Annotated in this window: 17 protein-coding genes and 1 pseudogene; 12 read left to right on the forward strand and 6 right to left on the reverse strand. The window is 65.8% G+C overall.

The window, feature by feature from the left end:
* Positions 1–926 (forward strand): plasmid replication protein RepC (gene repC / locus AAG816_RS10875; protein WP_341989636.1); only part of this gene is annotated, 926 nt, incomplete at its 5' end.
* A 29-nt stretch (positions 927–955) separates the two neighbouring features.
* Here the strand turns inward: repC and AAG816_RS10880 are convergent.
* The 3 genes from AAG816_RS10880 to AAG816_RS10890 all read right to left on the reverse strand — a co-directional run bounded on the left by AAG816_RS10880 (position 956) and on the right by AAG816_RS10890 (position 2809).
* Positions 956–1978 (reverse strand): site-specific integrase, encoded by a 1023-nt coding sequence (locus tag AAG816_RS10880; RefSeq protein WP_341989735.1) that lies wholly within the window; start codon positions 1976–1978, stop codon positions 956–958.
* Between the two features lie 169 nt (positions 1979–2147).
* The gene (locus tag AAG816_RS10885; protein ID WP_341989637.1) at positions 2148–2555 is read right to left on the reverse strand and encodes a type II toxin-antitoxin system VapC family toxin; all 408 of its coding nucleotides are present in this window, start codon (positions 2553–2555) and stop codon (positions 2148–2150) included.
* Positions 2555–2809 carry a type II toxin-antitoxin system Phd/YefM family antitoxin gene (locus AAG816_RS10890; RefSeq protein ID WP_341989638.1) on the reverse strand — a complete coding sequence of 85 codons (255 nt, stop codon included), beginning with the start codon at positions 2807–2809 and terminating at the stop codon, positions 2555–2557. Before AAG816_RS10890 ends, AAG816_RS10885 begins: the two co-directional genes overlap by 1 nt.
* Before the next feature lie 247 nt (positions 2810–3056).
* Here AAG816_RS10890 and AAG816_RS10895 point away from each other — a divergent pair, with 247 nt between their 5' ends.
* Complete coding sequence (locus AAG816_RS10895) at positions 3057–3995, forward strand: DUF1403 family protein (protein WP_341989639.1); 939 nt, start codon at positions 3057–3059, stop codon at positions 3993–3995.
* A 2-nt stretch (positions 3996–3997) separates the two neighbouring features.
* Positions 3998–4702: an SMC-Scp complex subunit ScpB gene (locus AAG816_RS10900; protein ID WP_341989640.1), complete on the forward strand. Its 705-nt coding sequence runs from the start codon at positions 3998–4000 to the stop codon at positions 4700–4702.
* A 57-nt stretch (positions 4703–4759) separates the two neighbouring features.
* On the opposite strand, the gene AAG816_RS10905 is transcribed toward AAG816_RS10900, so the two are convergent.
* Positions 4760–5008: a WGR domain-containing protein gene (locus tag AAG816_RS10905; RefSeq protein ID WP_341989641.1), complete on the reverse strand. Its 249-nt coding sequence runs from the start codon at positions 5006–5008 to the stop codon at positions 4760–4762.
* Between the two features lie 383 nt (positions 5009–5391).
* On the opposite strand from AAG816_RS10905, the gene AAG816_RS10910 reads away from it, so the two are divergent.
* Positions 5392–6696, forward strand: a complete 1305-nt coding sequence (locus AAG816_RS10910) for an ABC transporter substrate-binding protein (protein WP_341989642.1) — start codon at positions 5392–5394, stop codon at positions 6694–6696.
* Here AAG816_RS10910 and AAG816_RS10915 read toward each other — a convergent pair.
* Positions 6681–7445 (reverse strand): FCD domain-containing protein, encoded by a 765-nt coding sequence (locus AAG816_RS10915; protein ID WP_341989644.1) that lies wholly within the window; start codon positions 7443–7445, stop codon positions 6681–6683. The genes AAG816_RS10910 and AAG816_RS10915 overlap by 16 nt on opposite strands.
* A 19-nt stretch (positions 7446–7464) precedes the next feature.
* Positions 7465–8202, reverse strand: a complete 738-nt coding sequence (locus AAG816_RS10920) for a hypothetical protein (protein ID WP_341989645.1) — start codon at positions 8200–8202, stop codon at positions 7465–7467.
* A 241-nt stretch (positions 8203–8443) separates the two neighbouring features.
* On the opposite strand from AAG816_RS10920, the gene AAG816_RS10925 reads away from it, so the two are divergent.
* The 8 genes and pseudogenes from AAG816_RS10925 to AAG816_RS10960 all read left to right on the forward strand — a co-directional run bounded on the left by AAG816_RS10925 (position 8444) and on the right by AAG816_RS10960 (position 19155).
* Positions 8444–10225: an APC family permease gene (locus AAG816_RS10925; protein WP_341989647.1), complete on the forward strand. Its 1782-nt coding sequence runs from the start codon at positions 8444–8446 to the stop codon at positions 10223–10225.
* Positions 10226–10311: 86 nt separating this feature from the next.
* Positions 10312–10923 (forward strand): dimethylamine monooxygenase subunit DmmA family protein, encoded by a 612-nt coding sequence (locus AAG816_RS10930; RefSeq protein WP_341989648.1) that lies wholly within the window; start codon positions 10312–10314, stop codon positions 10921–10923.
* A complete protein-coding gene (locus AAG816_RS10935; RefSeq protein WP_341989649.1) occupies positions 10920–11885 on the forward strand; it encodes a PDR/VanB family oxidoreductase in 966 nt (321 codons plus the stop codon). Before AAG816_RS10930 ends, AAG816_RS10935 begins: the two co-directional genes overlap by 4 nt.
* Before the next feature lie 68 nt (positions 11886–11953).
* Complete coding sequence (locus AAG816_RS10940) at positions 11954–12994, forward strand: DUF3445 domain-containing protein (RefSeq protein WP_341989650.1); 1041 nt, start codon at positions 11954–11956, stop codon at positions 12992–12994.
* Positions 12995–13214: 220 nt separating this feature from the next.
* On the forward strand, positions 13215–14576 hold the full coding sequence (locus AAG816_RS10945; protein ID WP_341989651.1) for an NAD(P)/FAD-dependent oxidoreductase: 1362 nt from the start codon (positions 13215–13217) through the stop codon (positions 14574–14576).
* A gap of 17 nt (positions 14577–14593) precedes the next feature.
* Complete coding sequence (locus AAG816_RS10950; protein WP_341989652.1) at positions 14594–16933, forward strand: DUF1989 domain-containing protein; 2340 nt, start codon at positions 14594–14596, stop codon at positions 16931–16933.
* Between the two features lie 143 nt (positions 16934–17076).
* Positions 17077–17958: pseudogene (gene purU, locus AAG816_RS10955) on the forward strand (formyltetrahydrofolate deformylase); the annotation flags it as partial.
* Positions 17959–18021: 63 nt separating this feature from the next.
* Positions 18022–19155 (forward strand): aminomethyltransferase family protein, encoded by a 1134-nt coding sequence (locus AAG816_RS10960; protein WP_341989653.1) that lies wholly within the window; start codon positions 18022–18024, stop codon positions 19153–19155.
* Positions 19156–19168 lie beyond the last annotated feature (13 nt).

The following is a 19168-nucleotide window of genomic DNA, read 5'->3' on the forward strand; positions in this document are numbered from 1 at the left end:
CCTATGGCTTCGATCTGTCGCCGCTGGTGGCACGCGCCGCCGAATTCAAGGCGCTGGCCCAGGCAGCTGCGGACGAGAAGAAGGCCCTTCGCCTCGCCAAGGAGCGGATCACCATCTGCCGGCGGGACGTGGTCAAGATGATCGATGCCGGCCTGGCCGAGTCCGTGCCGGCCGACTGGCGCGGCTTTCGCCAGCGCTATGACGGCATCCTGGCCCGCTTGCCGCGCACCGCCGGTCTGGAGACGCTGACCCTCATTGCGCACGATCTGGAACGCCTGTGGGGCGAGATCAGCACCCTGTTGGAAGCCTTCGTTAAAACGCTAAATACAAGCGCCAATGAGTCTCAGACTGAGCATCACATACAGAATTCAAAACCAGACTCCTCATCTGAACCTGAACAAGGCTTTTCGATAAAAGAAGAAGCTGGCGGCGAAGCTACGGCGACCGGCAACGTCCACGCCTTGCCGAAACGGGACCTGCCGCTGGGCATGGTTCTGGACGCCTGCCCGGAACTGGGCGTGCTGGCCACCGGGCCCATCCGCACCTGGCGTGACTTCGTGACCGCCGCCGAGCTGGCGCGCACTTATGTGGGGATCAGCGTGGATGCCTGGGCCGAGGCCCGCACCGTGATGGGCGAGGAGCAGGCGGCGATCACGGTGGCCGCTATCCTGCAGCGGGCGGAGCAGATCAGCAGCTGCGGCGGCTATCTGCGCAGCCTCACCGGCCGGGCGCGGGAGGGGCAGTTCAGCGTCTGGCCCATGGTCATGGCCCTGCTGCGGGCCAAGCTGGATGCGGCCAAGGTCTCACGCCCCGCCGCTGCACCGGAGACGGCGCGGTTCGGCAGCCGGGGCGCCCGGGTCGATGAGGTGCTGAAGGGATTGGGGGCGGGCAGTCCGAGGCCGGATGCGCCCGACGGCGCCTGGTGATGGAGGGCAGCCAGGGGTCGCGCGGGCGCTCACAATCCCGAGGCGGTGGTGAGATTGACGCGGAAGCGATCGCGGCGGCGCTGATAGCGCCGGGTCATTTCGGCGCTGGCGTGGCCCAGGTGCTTCTGGATATGGCGCTCGTCCACTTCGGCCGACGAGGCAAGGCCGGCGCGCAGGGAATGGCCGGAGAACTTTTCCGCGCGCTCGCCTGCGGTGAGATCGCTGCGGACGCCGGCCGCGCGCACGGTGCGCTTGACCAGGCGAGCGACCTCCTGGTCGTTGAGCCGCTCGGCGCCCACATCCCTGCCCTGGCGTGTCACCCGGCGAAACAGCGGGCCGTGGCCGATACGGGCGAGGCGCAGCCAGACCTCCAGCGCGCGGACCGGACAGGTGAGATCGCTGGAGCCGCGGCCGATCTCCACCTCGCGCCAGCCGGTCTTGCCGCGCAGGGTCACGATCAGGCCCTGGTCCGAGATCTCGATCCAGCCGCGGCCGTCCTCGGTCTGCTCCGGCCCCACATCGAGGCCCACCAGTTCCGAGCGGCGCAAGCCGCCGGCAAAGCCCACCAGCAACAAAGCGTGGTCGCGCAGGCCGCGCAGGGCGCCCAAGTCCAGGGTGGCGAGCATGGCGCGCAGGTCATCGGGCAGCACCGCTTCCTTTTGCACCGGCGGCCGGCCATGGGTGTTGCGGATGCCCGCCAGCACGGTGGCGATATGGCGGTCCTTGCGGTCGAGGGGCATGCCGCGTTGGTTGTAGTTCCAGGTCAGGGCCGACAGCCGCCGCTCGATGGTGCTGACGGAATTGGCCTTGCAGTCAGGACTGGCCGTGCCTGAGGCGCAGGCGGTGATGTAGAGACCGACCACTTGGGGATCGGGCGGGAGGAGGGGCAGGCCCTGCCGACGGCACCAGGCGCTGAAATGCGTCCAGTCGGCGGCATAGGCGCGGCGGGTGTTGGTTGAGCTGGCCGCCTGGGCATAGTCGCGCGCGCGATCGGCCAGGGTGACGAGATGGCTCGGCAGCGGGGGCTGGGCGGCCGGATCGGACGGGACCATGGCGCCGGTGGGGGAGGGCGCATCGGCGGCGGCGGTTGTGTCATCCACGGGACCGGGTGGTCTCATGACGGCAGCCTCCCTGTTCGATAGGAAGGGACCGCAGCGGCTGACGGCGCGGTGGGGCTGGCGCCGCCCTCGGCCCATGGGTCCGCGGGTCTGGTCCGTTCGGTCATGCCCCCGCGCTCCACGGGCTGATCACCGAGGCGCCGGTGTCCTCGAAGTCCGCAGCATGGCGGGTGACGAGAATAAGGTCCTGGACGATGGCCGTCGCGGCCACCAGGCCGTCGATCTCGTTGCGGGGACGCAGAGCGGCGATCCGGCCCCATTCAACGGCAATGGCATCGGTTACCGGCAGGATGCGGTCGGCATGGTCGTGGCGCAGCTTGCGGAGCCATTCCGAAAGGTCCGCCGCCGCCTTCGGATCGCTGGTCCGCTTCAGCATGATGCCGCGCATGATCTCGCCGAGGGTGAGGGTGCTGAGGTGGATGCTGAGCGGGTCCGTCGCCCGCAACCAGGCGGTGGCCTGCGGCGAACCGCACCGAGCCTGCGAGATGATGGTGGTATCGATCAGATACATCAGAACGCCCCGTCCCGGCTGGAGGGGGCGCCGCGGGTTTCCACCGCGGCGGCGACATCCGCATCCCAGGATGGAGCTGACAGCAGGTCGTCGACCAAGCTGGGCCGGCCGGCGCGCAGGGCGTCATAATCGGCCGCGGACAGCACCACCACGGCCCGCTCGCCGCGCAGGGTCACGAACTGGGGCCCTTCCGAACGGGCTTTCTGAACCACCCGTGAGAACTGGTTCTTGGCGTCCTGTAGCTGCCATTCCATGCGCATTCGATCCTGGCTAGACTGTCTAGCTATAGAGATAGCGCCCTGGCTTGACGAGGGCACTGCTGGCGGACCCCCGCAGAAGGGATGTTTCGGCGCGATTCAGGCGTGTTTCCTTGCGCGTGAAATTATGACTGATAATGCAAGATTATCAATCATAATTGACCAGCGACATCGCGTGCGGTTGAAGGGAGAAATCATGGCTTAAAGCGCACAGATGCGCTAGCCTGCGCGGATGAATGTCGCCATGGATCCGCCGCTGCGCCCCACCCCGCCCGTGCCCACAGTGCCGGGCTGGGCGCTGCCGCGCGGTGTGGTGAGCGACGACGGGGAGGCCGCGTTCCTGGTGGGGGCGGCGTTGAATGCGCTGGATAATCTGGTCCGGGCCGATCCGCCCTGGGCCGGCGTCTGGCGCCAGCGCCTGGCCCTGAGTGCGGCCGCCGCCGCGGTGCGCCGCGCCGGCCGCACCGAGGACGAAGCCGCGCTGCGCGATGCTTGGTATCTGTGCCAGCCCGGCGACGACCCCGGCCCCGCCGGGCGCATCCTGGCCGCCTGGCGGCGCCTGGCCGATCGCGCCCCCACCGGCGAGGCGGCGGCATTGCATTCTGCGGCCGCGCTGCTGGGCATCGGGACGGCGGGCCTCGCGGATTTGCCCGGCCAGATCGCAGACCTGACCCAATCGCGCCGGCCGGCGCCGTTCATCGCCGCGTCCGCCATGGCGCAGGCCTCCACGGCCCGGCCCGACGGGGAGCTGCTGGCCTGGTGGCTGGCGGATCAGGCGATCGCGCTGCGCATGCGCTGGGCGTTTCCGGTGCCGCTCCTGATGGGGCAGGCGCACAGCGGCCTGTTCCGGGGGCCGGGACGGGGCGGGCGCCTGCAACCGGGCGCGGATGGCTTCCAGCGGGCGGTCTGCCTTGCCCTGGTCCAAGGGGCCGACGCGGCCTGCCGGCTGGCGGGAGATCTCGCGCCGCGCGCGGCCCGGCTGGAGGCCGTCGCGCCAAAATTGCGCGCCAAGGGGGCAGGGGAGGCGGTGCGCCGCCTGCTGGACGACGATGCGGTGCCCGGCACCTTGCAGACCGAGGATCTCTCCCGCTGGGGGGCCCGCCGGCTGTTCGAGCGCCTGACGACCCTGGGGGCGGTGCGCGAGCTGACCGGCCGCCCGGCCTTCCGCTTGTACGGGCTCTGAGCATGGCCCGGCGACCGCGCTCCAGCACCCCTCTCGACACCGAACTGGCCGACCTCACCCCGGAGCTGCGCTGGCGGGAGTGGATGGGGCGGGTGGAAGCGGTGATCTTCGCCGCGCCGGAGCCGGTGGGCCGGGCCGCCTTGGCCCGCGTGGTCGGGCGCGATTGCAATCTCGACCTGCTGATCGCCGACATCCGCGCCGAATTGCGCGGGCGGCCCTATGAGCTGGTGGCGGTGGCCGGCGGCTGGCAGCACCGCACCAAGACGGGCTTTGCCGACGCCATCCGCGCCGCCTCCGGTCTTGGGGCGCAGGTGCGGCCCCTGTCGCATACCGAGGGCCTGGTGCTGATGGCCATCGGCTATTTCCAGCCCATCACCCGCGCCGAACTGGGCCAGTTCTTCGGCAAGGAGGTCAGCCGCGATCTGATCGGGTCGCTGCGGGCCTCCGGCTTCATCGCCGCCGGCCCGCGAAGCCCGGTGCCGGGCGCGCCTTATACCTATGTGACGACGCAGGGTTTTCTCAGCCATTTCGGCTTCGAAAGCCTGCGCGAACTTCCCGACCGGGAGGCCTTGGAAGATGCCGGCCTGCTCGACACCGCCAAGCTTCTGGCAGGGAATTTTCCGGCGCTCGCGACCCTCGGTGACGATGGCGAGGGCAGGGGAGAGTGGTGTGGCGCGGAGGATGACGACGAGGATGCGCGCGCATAGGTGCGGTTCGTGCCCGCGCACGGGCGATTTGGCGATCCGACCCGGCGATCCGCCCGTTCAGTTCGAGGACAGATAGCCGCGCTTGCCCTTGAGTGTCGCCAGCCGGTGCATGGCGTTCTCCGCCGCGGCTCTGTCTTCGAACAAGTCAATCCTGCATTGGCCCCGCGTGCCCATCCGGCCCCAGTGGCGGACCAGGGAACTGCCCCCGAACAGGGTCATCTCCACCGACAGCGCGTAATAGCGCGCCATATTGTGTGTATGATCAATGCGGTGCAGCAGCAGGGCTGGAGGGGGCTCATCGCTCATGGTGGAAGAGAATCGCCACCAGGGGCTGCGCCGTCCAACGCATTTTATGAATCGATGGCGCCCGTGCGATTCATAAGATGCGTTGGAGCGCGCGCGGCGTGCAAGCGGCGCTTGGTCAATGGGGATGAACGCAGATCCGGCCTGGGGAGGGCGCGGGACGTCCCCCGTCTCGCCCTTGCCAAAAGGGCGGGCGCACGCCGAATGCGCGCAGCGGCGAACCGGCAGCCGATGACATCCCGGCTTTCCCGTGCGGCGGCAGCGGCATCCGGGCCATACGTCGCGGCAGACGGTGATATCGGATCCACAATTCGGCGTTTATGGTTTCAGGTGCTTCCGCAGGGGCGCGCAATCGGGACGAGAAGGGTCTGGGAGACGAACACGAGATGCGTGATGGGGCGAAGAACCCTCTGCTTTCGGCTCTGTCCGTGGCGATGGTGGATCACGGGATCGAGGCGCGCACGACGCTGAAAATCGGCTTCCTGGCGCCGCTGAGCGGTAGCCTGAGGGCCTGGTCCGAGCCCGGCCTGTTCGGATGCATGATCTGGTGCGACCGGGTCAATGCCATGGGCGGCCTCAAGATCGGCATGCGGCGCCATATGGTGGAGATCGTCCCCTTCGATACCCGCTATGAGCCCGACCGGGTGCTTCAGGGCATCCGCACCCTGATCCATGACCACAATGTCAAATTCATCCTCATGAACGGCGGCAATGATCTGTCGCCGGAGGTGCGCGATGTCATCGCCGCCCACAGGATGCTCGTCGCCACGCTGCTGCCCAGCGACCTGTCGCCCGATATCCCGACGCTGATCGCGCCGAGCGAGGTGCATCCCATCTACAACGTCACCGGGGTGGACTGGCTGAGCCGCACCGCGCCGCACCTGAAGACCGTGAGCCTGTGCGGCCAGAACGATCTGTTCGGGCTGCCGTCCGTCGCCACCTATCGGGCCGCGTTCGAGGTCGCGAACATCGAGATCGTCAGCGAGGAGTTCTTTCCGGTCGATACCATGGACTTCGAGCCCATCGTGGCCCGCATGCTGGCGCCGGACCCGGATATCCTGTGCTGGGACACGGCCTATGAGCCCTTTGTGGACGCCCTCACGCGCGCGGCCTACCGCCAGGGCTTCAAGGGGCAGCTGCTCTCATGCACCTGTGACAATTACAGCCAGTTGATCCGGCAGACGAGCGCCGAATTCATGGAGGGCTTCGTCTTCCAGTTTCCCGATTTCGATGATCCGGCCCTGACGGACTCCCAGGTCAATTTCGAGAAGGCCGATGAGTTCTATCGCGAATATTGCGAGCGCTTCCCCAATTCCTGGAGCGCGGTGTCGTGGGAATATGCCTCGACCCTGGAGCTGTGGCGGATGGCGGTGCAGCGGGCGCGATCAGCCGAGCCTTTCTCGGTGCTGGCCATGATGAAGTTCGGCGGCGTCGGGCACCACGCCTTCGGGGAGGCGGTCTGGTGGGGGCATGAACTGTTCGGCATCGACAATGCGCTGGTGGGGGACTGGCCGGTCGTCCGCATCGAAGGCGGCAAGGCGCGGATCCAGGAGATGGCGTCGATCAATGCCTGGCTGAAGCAGCATACGGATGTGCTGGTCCGGCACCTGCGCGCCATGAACCTGATGTGGGATCAGCGTCACATTCGCCATGTGAACGGCCAGAAGATCTATGCTCAGGATGACGTATAGATGAGTTCCTCCTGCATGTTCGAAATGTAAAAGCGCATACATTCTACGGCGCTTTCGATGTTCCTGCGTTCAAGCGCCGCGCAGATCGACCGCAGACCCTGCTGCGCCTCCTTGATCCGCGCCGGCGTGAGCGAGCGGATCTTGTTGGTGTACCACTGCGGCTCGCGGCGGATGTCGTGGATGATCTTGTACATGGCGATCAGCAGGGCATTGTGCGTTCCCTCGCACAGCGTCATGAAGAATTGCCGCTCCAGATCGGCGAATTTGCCGGCGTCGGTCACGACGTCATCCAGCTCCTGCAACAAATTGCCGAGCGCGGTCTGGTCGCGGAACGTCATGTAGATGGCGGCAAGCCGGGCGATTTCCGGCTCGAAGATGGCCCGGGTGATATTGATCTCGAATGGCGAGACCACTTCGGCCAGCGGTGGCTCGACCTCGCGCGGGGGCTCCTGCGTCAGGGCGGACTGCAACACCGCGCCGCGATAGACGACAAAGGTGCCGCTGCCGACCCGCTTCATCACCACATCGAAGCTCTCGAGAAAGGCCAGCACCTGCCGGATGGTCGCGCGCGAGGTCACCAGTTCGTCCGCAAGATTGCGCTCGGCGGGAATGCGGGTGCCGTAGGGATACTTGCCGGTCTTGATCCGCGCGAAGATCTCCTTGGCCAGATGCTTCACCTCCGGCTTGACGAAGGGGGGAGCGGCGCCGTCCATCTCCCAGGGCGGGATCACCGTGTCGGTATTCATCATGTTTCCGGCTCCTCAGAATTCAGGTTTCGGGCATTCCCCAAGACTGCGCCCCATGACCGCGCCCCATGACCGCGGCGGCGAGGGGGGCAAACGCGCAGAAGTCGAGTGCGGCTTCCATCTGCTGCCGGAAGGTCTCCGGCAGCCCGTCTTCGGCCCGGTAGGACTGCAGGTGCGCCACCTGCCGGGCGAGAAGCGATGCGGCGACCGTGCCGCTGAAGGGGGCGGCGAGATGCGCCCGCACGGCGCAGTCCAGGACATCGGGAAGCCGGGCCTGGGTCTGGTCCAGCCGGCGCAGAAGGGCTGAGGCGTCCGCATCGGCACCGGCGCAGGCGAGAGCATTGGCGGCTCCAAGCTGCTGTCCGAGGGTGGCGAGCGCCAGGGTGCGGGCCCGGAGAAAGGACGAAAACGGCTGGGCGTGACGGCTGGCGAGCAGCAGATGAAAGGCGCTGCTGCGGGCGGGCAGCGCCATGTCCGCATGGGCGGCCATATCCAGCACCTGCGCCCATGCGGCATGCAGGCGCTCGGTCTCCCGCGCCAGCGTGGACCCGCCCGGCCCGATGAGGCCGCCCACCAGCGCATTGTTGCAGGCGACCGCGTGGAACGGCGTCCGGACCAGGGCGCTGCCTTCAGCGATGGAGAAGCCCTCCGCCCAGTGTCTGGCCGCGGATTGGCCATCCCCCGCGCGCAACGCGGCGAACCCGGCGCGCGTCGACGCCAGCCAAATTTCCAGCTCGTGACGCAGCGGCAGACCCTCCATACCAGAACGTACCAAATATAACCAAACTATACCAATGGGCTGCACTCGGCGTCCAGATGCTGTTCTGAGTCTTATTTAGGCATCTTGGCGCCCATTTTGATCAACAATCGTTCTTGATGAGAAATAAAATTTACCTCAGAGTAAATTCAAGAGCTGGCGCCGCGGCGGACAGCTCAACAATAAAAAACCAATTCCAGACAAAATGGTTCGAAATGGTTTAGCCATCGAGAGGGGTTGCCACATGACAATGGAAGCTGCTGCGCCCATGGCGCTTGAGCGAACGGGCGAGTTGAAACGAGCCATCGACTGGCGTGGGGCCTTCTGGGTCGCCAGCGGCGTTCCGGCCCTGGTCCTGTTTTCCATCGGAGGCATTGCGGGGACCGCCGGCAAGGTGGCTTTCCTGGTCTGGGCGGTCTCGATGGTGATGGGCTTCATCCAGTCCTTCACCTATGCCGAAATCGCCGGCCTCTTTCCCAACAAGTCGGGCGGCGCATCGGTCTATGGCGCGGCGGCCTGGGTGCGCTATTCCAAGCTGATCGCTCCGCTCTCGGTATGGTGCAACTGGTTCGCCTGGTCGCCGGTGCTCTCGCTCGGCTGCTCCATTGCGGCGGCCTATATTCTCAATGTGCTGGCGCCCATCCCCGGCGCCGACAGCCCGCAGGTGGCGCAGTGGATCGCCGCCCATGCCAGCTCGGTGGCGGCGGACTCGCCGCGGGTGGCGGAATGGCTGGCGCTGAATGCCGGCAAGACCGCGCAGGACGGTGTCGCCGCCCTGCTCTCGCAGGACGGCATTGCGGCGTTTACCCCGGCCTTGCGCAGCTGGACGCTGGCGACGCACAGCCTCGGGCCGGTCAGCTTCTCCCTGAACGCCACCTTCTGGATCGGCGCCGTCTTGATGCTGATCACCTTCGCCATCCAGCATCGCGGCATTCTCGGCACCGCCAATGTGCAGAAATATATCGGCCTGCTGGTCATCGTGCCGATGCTGATCGTGGGCATCGTTCCGATCATCACCGGCCAGATCAACTGGTCCAACTACACGCCGCTCACCCCTCTGGCCGTGGCCTATGCGCCGGCGTCCGGCGCCTGGGACATCGGCGGCTGGACCTTGATCCTCGGCGGGCTGTTCATCGCTGCCTGGTCCACCTACGGTTTCGAGACCGCCATTTGCTACACCAGCGAATTCCGCAACCCCAAGACCGATACCTTCAAGGCGATCTTCTATTCGGGCCTGCTGTGCCTGCTGCTCTATACCCTCGTGCCCTTCACCTTCCAGGGCGTTCTGGGGCTTGATGGCATGCTCGATCCCACCATCGTCGACGGGTCGGGCGTGGCGGCGGCCATGGCCCGGATGGTCGGCGGCTCCGGCTTCGTCAGCCATATCCTCATCCTGCTGATGATCCTGGCGCTGATGCTGTCGATCATGACCGCCATGGCGGGTTCCTCCCGCACGCTCTACCAGGGCTCCCTCGACGGCTGGCTGCCGCGCTATCTCAGCCATGTCAACGAGCACGGTGCCCCCACCCGCGCCATGTGGACGGACCTGGTGGTCAATCTCTTCGCTTTGTCCATCGCCGCCGCCGATGCCACCAGCTTCTTCTTCCTGCTGGCGGTCTCCAATGTCGGCTACATCATCTTCAACTTCCTCAACCTCAATGCGGGCTGGATCCACCGGATCGACAACGCCCATGTGGAGCGGCCCTGGAAGGCGCCCAACATCCTCCTTGGTCTCGGAACGGTGTTCGCTTTCGTCAATGCCGCCTTCATGGGGGCCGGGGCGAAGGTGTGGAACCCCTCCGCCCTCATGGCCGGGTTCATCACCGCCGCGCTCATCATCCCGGTCTTCGTCTATCGCCACTATGTGCAGGACAAGGGCGTCTTCCCCGCCCACATGCTCGAAGACCTGCAGTTGACCGAGAAGGACATGGCGGTGCGCAAGGCCGGTGTCTGGCCCTATGTCACGCTCGCCGCAGGTGTCGCGGTGGTGCTCATCGCCAATTTCATCTTCGTCCTGCCCAGCTGACCGGGAACGCACCGGCTCCGCCCGCCAAGATCGCCGAAGGGGAGACTTTCCCTTCGGCCCGTCTTCCAGACCAGGGACGTCATTGCATGCTGTCGCCGAGCATTCTCAGCAGGCCGGTCTATCCGGGGCTGCGCGTGGATAAGTTCGCCAGGCTCAACCTGATCCTCGCCGAAGGAGACGGCGCCGAGGCGGTCCTCGCCTTGAGCCAGACACCGGACGCGACCTGCGCCTTCTTCGCCCGATCCCTCATTTTCCATTGCGCGGTCAACGCAGCGGAACGCGCCATCCTCCCGGCGCTGGAGGCGCTCGCGCCCCAGGCGCTCTGGAGCTTCCCGAGCGCGGAGACCACCCTGGTGCGACTGCGCGGCGTGCTGCAGACGGCCACCATGGGCACGCGCATCCTCGCTGCCGGCACCGAGCCCTTCATCGGCCAGGTGGTCGCGGAAGCCGCCGTATTCGGGGTCGATCCCCGCTCGATCATCACCGAGCATCGCGGCTCCACGCGGCGGCGGGTGCAGTGCGTCCATTGCAAAGGGATGATCGAGAACGTCACGCAGAACCCGGTGGTGTGCAGCCACTGCGGGCTCAGCTTGTTCGTCCGCGATCACTATTCAAAGCGCCTGGGCGCGTTCCAGGGCGTCTGCATCGATGCGGAAGCCCCCGGGCACATTCCCGCTGCCGAGGAGCTCTATCCATGACCGGCGCCCTCAGCCTCTCCGTCCGTGTCGCCGAGACGGTGGATCTGGCCCCCGACATCCGTCGCATCCGGCTCGTCTCCACCGCTGGCGACCCGCTGCCGCTATTCTCCGGCGGCGCCCATATCGTGGTGTCGCTGCCGACCGCGCAGGGCCTCATCCGCAATCCCTATTCGCTGACCAGCTGCCCGCACGACGGCACCGCCTATGAGATCTGCGTGCAGAGATCCCCGTCCTCGCGCGGCGGCTCCGCCTTCGTCCACGACGGGCTGAAGGCGGGCGATGAACTGGACATCTCCTATCCGGTCAATCTGTTCGCCATGGACCGGCGGGCGCGCAAGCATCTGTTCATCGCCGGCGGCATCGGCATCACGCCCTTTCTCGCCATGATGCAGCAGCTGGCGCTGGAGGGCGGCACGTTCGAGCTGCACTATGCCATGCGCAGCCCCGACAGCGGTGCCGCCCGGCAGGATGTGGAAGCGCGGTACGGGGCCCACCGGGTGCGCACCTATGTCAGCGCGCACGGCCGGCGGATCGCCCTCGCCGATTTGCTCGACGGCCAGCCGTTGGGCACCCATCTTTATGTCTGCGGCCCCGCGCGGCTCATCGATGATGTGCTGCTCCAGGCGCGCGAGGCCGGATGGCCGGACGAGAATGTGCATTGCGAGCGCTTCGCCGCGCCACCCTCCGGCAAGCCGTTCCTGCTGGACCTGGCGCGCAGCGGCCACCGCATCGAGGTGGGGGCGCACCAGAGCGCGCTGGAGGCCATCGAGGCCGCCGGGCTTGAGGCACCGCATCTGTGTCGCGGCGGCGCCTGCGGGCAATGCGAGACCGCCGTGGTCTCCTGCGACGGTGCCCTGGAACACCACGACCATTTCCTCTCCCCGGATGAGCGGGAGAGCGGGCGAAAATTCATGATCTGCATCTCGCGCATCGCCGGCGAGAGGCTGGTTCTCGACCTCTGACCTTCAGCCATCGCAACCGCGCGCCGGGAGCATGGAACATTCGGGGCAGCCCGAAGGAGATGACGGACATGACCATCGTTTTCAACGACGAGACCTTCCGGGGCGATTACACCTTCGCCAACAGTCCGTCCGCCGTGCGGCGGTTTCCGTTTCCGTTCAACGAAGACACCTACATGTATTCGGTGAACATCGAGCCGCACACGGCGGGGCCGAAAGGCTCAGTCTATGAGTTCCCCATCGATATCGACGAGCATTATGTCGCCGACATGCGCGACCGCGCCATCACCTTGCGGGAGGACCCGCTGCGCTGCCAGTCCCTGCCGCACATGATCACGGCGGAATGGGATCTGCTGGACCTGCTGATGGTGTCGCTGGCGCAATCCTATCCGGACCTGTTCACGCTGACCCGCGACGGTGACCGCTGGCACTGGATAAACCGCCCGCTCGGTCTTGAGCAGGCCTTCATCTTCGGTGACGTCGCGACCTTGCCGTGCCCGCCGATGGAATACATCACCCGCCAGTGCCAGGGCGACTTCTGCCTGCTGGACCAGCGCAATGGCGACCTCTTTGTCGATTCCGGCATGGTGACTGCGCAGGCGGACTGGTCGCTGGATTTCGACATCGGCATGAGCTTCAAGGAATGGCATGCGCCGGTGCCGTTCGCCCATGAGATGGGCATTTTCGAGCGGGCGCAGAAATTCCTGCTCAACATGCAGATCGGCCGCCCGGTGCGGCGGCTGAACTGGACCATGACGGTCAATCCCCGCCTCGACACGGCGCCCGAGACCTATCCCCTGTGGGGGCCGGACCGGGGCACCGTGACGCCGGACAATGTGGGCGACAAGGTGCATCTGCGGGTGGAACTGCAGGCCCTGTGGCGGCTGCCGCGCTCCAATGCCATCGTTTTTTCCATCCGGGGCTATCTCATCAAAGTGGACGAGATCGCCACCGTGCCGAAATGGCACCGGCGCCTGCACCGGGTGCTCAAGACACTGCCGCCGGAGATCGCCGCCTACAAGGGGCTGACCCGCTATCTCGATACGACGCTGGACTGGCTCGCCGTGCGTGACGACGGCCAGCCGACATCGCCCGGCTTCGGGCCGGACTGAGCGCTAGAGCACGCCCCAATCAGCTTGCAATGCAAGCTGATTGGGAAACGCGTTCTCTATCATCAAGTTAGAGGGCGATTCACCGATCAGATTGATTCAATCTGATCGGATCGCGCTCTAGCTCAGCTCCGATCGACGCGTTCCTGAAAGACCAGCACCGGACCCGTCGGTTCGGTGAACGGCTGAGCCATGCCTTTTTACCAGACAGAGGGGAACAATCATGTCCAAGCGCATTGCCATTCTGGGCGGAGGGCCGAGTGGACTTGCGGTGCTGCGCGCCTTCGAAAGCGCCCGCCGCAAGGGTGCCGAGATCCCGGAGATCGTCTGCTATGAAAAGCAAAGTGATTGCGGCGGCATGTGGAACTATAGCTGGCGCACCGGCCTGGATGAATTCGGCGAGCCCGTCCATGCCAGCATGTACCGCTATCTGTGGTCCAACGGCCCCAAGGAATGCCTGGAGTTCGCCGATTACTCGTTTGAGGAACATTTCGGCCGGCCTATTCCCTCCTTCCCGCCGCGCGCGGTGCTGCACGACTACATCAAGGGCCGCATCGAGAAGAGCAATGTGCGCGGCTATATCAAGCTCAACCACGCGGTTCGCCACGTGGCCTATGATGCGGCGAGCGAGACGTTCCTGGTCACGGTGAAAGACCTGAAGGCAGACGTTCTGGAGACCTCCGCCTTCGATTACGTGGTGTGCGCCACGGGCCATTTCTCGACACCGAACGTGCCGTATTTTGAAGGGCTGGAAGCCTTCCCCGGCCGCGTGCTCCATGCCCACGACTTCCGCTCGGCGGACGAGTTCGCCGGCAAGAACGTGCTGCTGATCGGCGCCAGCTATTCGTCGGAAGACATCGGCATCCAGTGCATGAAGTACGGCGCCAAATCGGTGACCTTCAGCTACCGCAGCAAGGCCATGGGCTTTGATTGGCCGGCCGGCTTTTCCGAGGTGCCGCTGCTGGAAAAGCTGGTCGGCAAGACCGCTTACTTCAAGGACGGCACGCAAAAGGAGGTGGATGCCATCGTGCTGTGCACGGGCTATCTGCACCATTATCCGTTCCTGGATGACGCCTTGCGGCTGAAGTCGCGCAACCGCCTGTATCCGGAGCATCTCTACAAGGGCATTTTCTGGACCGAAAATCCGCGTTTCATGTATGTGGGCGCGCAGGATCAGTTCTATACCTTCAACATGTTCGATGCGCAGGCCTGGTACGCCCGCGACGTGGTGCTCGGCCGCATTCCGCTGCCGGACGCAGCCGGCATGGCCGCCGATATCGCCGCCTGGGTGGCGAAGGAGGAGCAGCTCGAAGACGCCGCGCAGATGATCGACTTCCAGACGGAATATGTCCGGGAGCTGATCCAGGCGACGGACTATCCGCGCCTCGATGTCGACGCGGTCGCCCGCATGTTCAAGGAGTGGGAGCACCACAAGGTCGAGAACATTCTGACCTATCGCGACCGCAGCCACCGCTCGACCTTGACCGGCACGCTGGCGCCGCAGCATCACACGCCGTGGATGCAGGCGCTGGACGACAGCCTGGAAACCTTCCTCGCGACCATGCCCAGCCAGGCTGCGGAATGAACAGCGGATCATCCTTCATGAGCGCCGCCCTGTTCAAGACCAACGGGATCCCGCGCAGCACGCCTGCGCTGGATCCCGGCGTCGAACGCTATGTGGTGGCTGGCGGCGGCGCTCAGGTCTTCTCCCTGGAGCCGGGCGACCGGATCGAGATCGCTCAGCTGGAGGGAGGCCAGAGTGTCGAGCTGCTCGCCTTCGACGGGTCGAGACGCCCGGTGGTGGAGGCCCTCGGGCTGCAGCCGGGCGGGCGGGCCGACGGGCTGCTGCGCATCCTCGCCTCCGGTACGCCGGATGCGGAGCGGGTGCGCTTCGGCCTGTTCCGGCGCGGCATCGATCCGGCGGCGGGGCAGGCGGCCCGGCTGTTCGGGCCGGACGCTCCCGCCGGCCAGTCCGTTGAGCTGCGGGCGGAGCAGTTTCTGACGGTCATCGTCGCCGCGCCCGCGGCGCCCATGCTGGTGTGGGAACAGACCCCGGCCTGCGATCTTCTGGTCTTCATCACCCGGGCCGTGCTGCGGCGCGGCGCCGAAGCCCGCCTGCCTGATCCCCTGGCGGAGCCGCGTCTTGACCTGCGCATCAACGTCGCCAGCGCCCTCAGTTTCGAAGTGTTCGCGGGCGAGACCATTCAGATCATCGACATCGAGGGCCGCCAATGCTCCGACTTCATCGCCTTTGAGCGGCGCGCCCTGGACCAGGGCCGCATCCGTGGCCTGGACAGCACCACCACCCGCACCCTGAACGGGGCGGCCTATCCCCGGCCTGGGCTCTATTCGAAATTCTTCGACCAGGACCGTACGCCGCTGGTGGAAGTGGTGCAGGACACGGTGGGCCGGCACGATACCTTCAACCTGGCCTGTACGGCCCGCTATTACGAAGATCTCGGCTATTTCGGCCACGTCAACTGCTCGGACAATTTCAACGCCGCCATGCGCGATTACGCCGTTGGCGCGTATCGCGGCTGGCCGGCGATCAACTTTTTCTACAACACCAATGTGGGCGCCCATAACATCATCTGGTCGGACGAGCCCTGGTCCCGCCCCGGCGATTATGTGCTGCTGCGCGCCCTCACCGATCTGGTGTGCGGCGCCTCGGCCTGCCCGTCCGATATCGACGCCTCCAACGGCTGGCAGCTCAGCGAGATCCAGGTTCGGGTCTATCCCAAAGACATCCCCTTCCAGCGCGCGATCGGCACCCGCATGACCCCCGATTCTCCGACCCGCCTGACGCGGGAATCCGGCTTCCATGCCCGCACCGCCGAACTGACGCGGGCCTTCACCGAATATCGCGGCTTCTGGGTGCCGCAGCATTTCGCGGCCACGGGCGCCATCGCGGAATATTGGGCCTGCCGCGAGGCGGTGGTGCTCATGGACCTGTCCGCGCTGCGCAAGCTGGAGATCGTCGGGCCGGATGCGGAGACGTTTCTGCAAGGGCTGCTGCCGCGCGATATCCGCAAGCTGTCCGTGGGCCAGATCTACTACACGCCGCTGTGCTACCCCCATGGCGGCATGGTGGACGACGGCACGCTGTTCCGCCTCGGCGACAACAATTTCCGCTGGATCGGCGGGGATGATGCCGGCCTGCTGTGGATCACCGAACAGGCGGCGGCGTTCGGCGGCCGGGTCAGCCTGAAGACCGCGAGCAACGAGATCCACAACGTCGCGCTGCAGGGGCCACGGTCTCGGGACACCCTGCGCAAGCTGCTCTGGACCGCGCCGGGCCGCCCCACGCTCGATGAACTGGCCCTGTTCCGCTTCACGGTGGGGCGTATTGGCGATCATGAGGGCACGCCGGTCCTGGTGTCCCGCACCGGCTATACCGGCGAGCTGGGCTATGAGGTGTTCTGCCATCCCAAGGATGCCCCACAGGTGTGGGATGCGCTGATGGCGGCGGGCGCCGAATTCGGCATCCGGCCGTTCGGCTTCGATGCCCTCGACATGGTGCGCATCGAGGCCGGGCTGGTGTTCGGCGGCCATGACTTCGACAGCACCACGGACCCGTTCGAGGCGGGCATCGCCTTCACCGTTCCGACCAAGAAGGAAGAGGACTATATCGGCAAGGCCGCCTTGCAGCGCCGCCGGGAGACGCCGTCGCGCAAGCTGGTGGGTCTGGAGATCAGCGGCGGCGAGAGCGTGTCCCATGGCGACCGACTCTATGTGGGCCGGGCTGAGATCGGCATCGTGACCAGCGCCACGCGCTCCCCCTGCCTCGCCCGCAGCATCGCGCTCGCCCGTGTGGATGTGGCCCATGCCGCCATCGGCACAGCGCTGGAGATCGGCAAGCTGGACGGCCACCAGAAGCGCCTGGCGGCCAGCATCGTGCCGTTTCCCTTCTACGACCCAGAAAAGAAGCGCGTGCGCGCCTGATGCCTCGCGCCGGCGCCGCCCTTTGGACCGTTCCAGAACTTTAGGGACAAGACATGCTGCAAGAAACGCTCAAAGCAACGCTCAAAGAAACGCATACCAAACCGGCAAGCAAATCTGACACTGGGGGCGGCGCACCGCGCGCCTCCAACTATGTCCTCACCGTATCCTGCGCCAGTCGCCGGGGCATCGTGGCCGCCATCTCGGGCTTCCTGGCCAATGCCGGCTGCAACATCACCGACTCCTCCCAGTTCGATGATGTGGATACCGGCAAATTCTTCATGCGCATCCGCTTCCGCTCGGAAGAGGGCGTGATGCAGGACGAGCTCACCGCGTCCTTCACCCCCATCGCGCGCCAGCTGGACATCGACTTCCAGCTCCACGATGCCAGCGCCCGCGTGAAGGTGCTGCTGATGGTCTCGCGCTTCGGCCATTGCCTGAACGATCTGCTCTATCGCTGGAAGATCGGCGCCCTGCCCATCGATATCGTCGGCGTGGTCTCCAACCATTTCGACTATCAGAAGGTGGTGGTGAACCACGACATTCCCTTCCACTACATCAAGGTCACGAAGGACAACAAAGCGCAGGCGGAAGCCCAATTGCTGTCCATCGTCGAGCAGACCGGCACCGAACTGATCGTGCTCGCCCGCTACATGCAGGTGCTCTCCGATACACTGTGCCGGAAGATGTCGGGGCGGATCATCAACATCCACCACTCCTTCCTGCCCAGCTTCAAGGGCGCCAATCCCTACAAGCAGGCCTATGAGCGCGGCGTGAAGCTGATCGGCGCCACCGCGCATTATGTCACCAGCGATCTTGATGAGGGGCCGATCATCGAGCAGGACCTCGCCCGCATCACCCACGCCCAGAGCCCGGACGATTATGTGAGCATCGGCCGCGACGTGGAAAGCCAGGTGCTGGCGCGGGCGATCCACGCCCACATCCATCACCGCATTTTCATCAACGGCAACCGCACCGTGGTCTTCCCGGCCTCGCCCGGCTCCTACGCCTCCGAGCGCATGGGCTAACCCGGCGGCCTCTCCGCCACCGATCTTTCACCCGCAAGCAGATGACAGAACAGGGGAACGACAATGACGGTCAGCTGGCGCAATGCGGTCCTTGCGGATCGCCACCGGGCTCTCGGCTCGAAGCTCGAAGACTGGAACGGCATGCCCACCGCCTGGACCTATGACAAGGACATGGCGGCCGAGCATGTGGCCATCCGCACCAAGGCGGGGCTCATGGATGTCTCCGGCCTCAAGAAGCTGCACATGGTCGGCCCGCACGCCCTCGCCGTGCTGGACGCCATCACCACCCGCGATGTCTCGAAGATCACGCCGGGCCGCTCGGTCTATGCCTGCATGCTGAATGACCGCGGCTTCTTCACTGATGATTGCATCATCTACCGCACCGGCCCCAATGCCTGGATGCTGGTCCATGGCTCAGGATCGGGCCATGAGGAGGTGGCGAAGCAGGCGGCCGGGCGCAATTGCGCGGTGCTGTTCGACGACGATCTTCAGGATCTCTCCCTGCAAGGCCCGCTGGCGGTGGACTTCCTGGCCAAATACGTGCCCGGCATCCGCGACCTGAAGTATTTCCATCACATGCCGGCCACGCTGTTCGGCGCGCCGGTGATGCTGTCGCGCACCGGCTATACCGGCGAGCGCGGCTATGAAATCTTCGTGCGGGCGCAGGATGCGGGAAAGGTGTGGGACACCATCGTCGCCGAAGGCGCGGAGATGGGCATCATTCCCTGCTGTTTCAGCGTGCTGGATATGCTGCGGGTGGAAAGCTATCTGCTGTTCTATCCCTACGACAATTCGCAGATGTATCCGTTCGCCGACCAGCCGCCGGGCGATACGTTGTGGGAACTGGGCCTCGACTTCACCGTCAGCCCCGGCAAGACCGGCTTCCGGGGGGCGGAGGAGCATTACCGCCTGAAGGGCAAGGAGCGCTTCAAGATCTTCGGCATGCTGCTGGATGCGGACGGCCCGGCCGATCTGGGCGACGAGGTGTGGGCGGATGGCAAGAAGGTGGGGGTCATCACCTGCCCCTGCTATTCCACCCTCACCGGCCAATCCATGGCCATCGCCCGCCTCGACGTGGACAAGGCGGTGCAGGGCACGCCGCTGGAGGTGCGGGGCAAATCCCTCTCCACCACCGCCATCGCCCATACCTTGCCGTTCGACGATCCCGACAAGAAGAAGCGCACCGCCGTTGGTTGATCGCGCCAACAGG

Source organism: Azorhizobium sp. AG788, assembly GCF_943371865.1.
Taxonomy (GTDB): domain Bacteria; phylum Pseudomonadota; class Alphaproteobacteria; order Rhizobiales; family Xanthobacteraceae; genus Azorhizobium.

What these genes read in the sequence shown, in the direction of transcription:
- AAG816_RS10880 (WP_341989735.1), bottom strand. Translation starts at nt 1,978, where the DNA reads ATGGTCCCGTCCGATCCGGCCGCCCAGCCCCCGCTGCCGAGCCATCTC.
- AAG816_RS10885 (WP_341989637.1), bottom strand. Translation starts at nt 2,555, where the DNA reads ATGTATCTGATCGATACCACCATCATCTCGCAGGCTCGGTGCGGTTCG.
- AAG816_RS10890 (WP_341989638.1), bottom strand. Translation starts at nt 2,809, where the DNA reads ATGGAATGGCAGCTACAGGACGCCAAGAACCAGTTCTCACGGGTGGTT.
- AAG816_RS10895 (WP_341989639.1), top strand. Translation starts at nt 3,057, where the DNA reads ATGGATCCGCCGCTGCGCCCCACCCCGCCCGTGCCCACAGTGCCGGGC.
- AAG816_RS10900 (WP_341989640.1), top strand. Translation starts at nt 3,998, where the DNA reads ATGGCCCGGCGACCGCGCTCCAGCACCCCTCTCGACACCGAACTGGCC.
- AAG816_RS10905 (WP_341989641.1), bottom strand. Translation starts at nt 5,008, where the DNA reads ATGAGCGATGAGCCCCCTCCAGCCCTGCTGCTGCACCGCATTGATCAT.
- AAG816_RS10910 (WP_341989642.1), top strand. Translation starts at nt 5,392, where the DNA reads ATGCGTGATGGGGCGAAGAACCCTCTGCTTTCGGCTCTGTCCGTGGCG.
- AAG816_RS10915 (WP_341989644.1), bottom strand. Translation starts at nt 7,445, where the DNA reads ATGATGAATACCGACACGGTGATCCCGCCCTGGGAGATGGACGGCGCC.
- AAG816_RS10920 (WP_341989645.1), bottom strand. Translation starts at nt 8,202, where the DNA reads ATGGAGGGTCTGCCGCTGCGTCACGAGCTGGAAATTTGGCTGGCGTCG.
- AAG816_RS10925 (WP_341989647.1), top strand. Translation starts at nt 8,444, where the DNA reads ATGACAATGGAAGCTGCTGCGCCCATGGCGCTTGAGCGAACGGGCGAG.
- AAG816_RS10930 (WP_341989648.1), top strand. Translation starts at nt 10,312, where the DNA reads ATGCTGTCGCCGAGCATTCTCAGCAGGCCGGTCTATCCGGGGCTGCGC.
- AAG816_RS10935 (WP_341989649.1), top strand. Translation starts at nt 10,920, where the DNA reads ATGACCGGCGCCCTCAGCCTCTCCGTCCGTGTCGCCGAGACGGTGGAT.
- AAG816_RS10940 (WP_341989650.1), top strand. Translation starts at nt 11,954, where the DNA reads ATGACCATCGTTTTCAACGACGAGACCTTCCGGGGCGATTACACCTTC.
- AAG816_RS10945 (WP_341989651.1), top strand. Translation starts at nt 13,215, where the DNA reads ATGTCCAAGCGCATTGCCATTCTGGGCGGAGGGCCGAGTGGACTTGCG.
- AAG816_RS10950 (WP_341989652.1), top strand. Translation starts at nt 14,594, where the DNA reads ATGAGCGCCGCCCTGTTCAAGACCAACGGGATCCCGCGCAGCACGCCT.
- AAG816_RS10960 (WP_341989653.1), top strand. Translation starts at nt 18,022, where the DNA reads ATGACGGTCAGCTGGCGCAATGCGGTCCTTGCGGATCGCCACCGGGCT.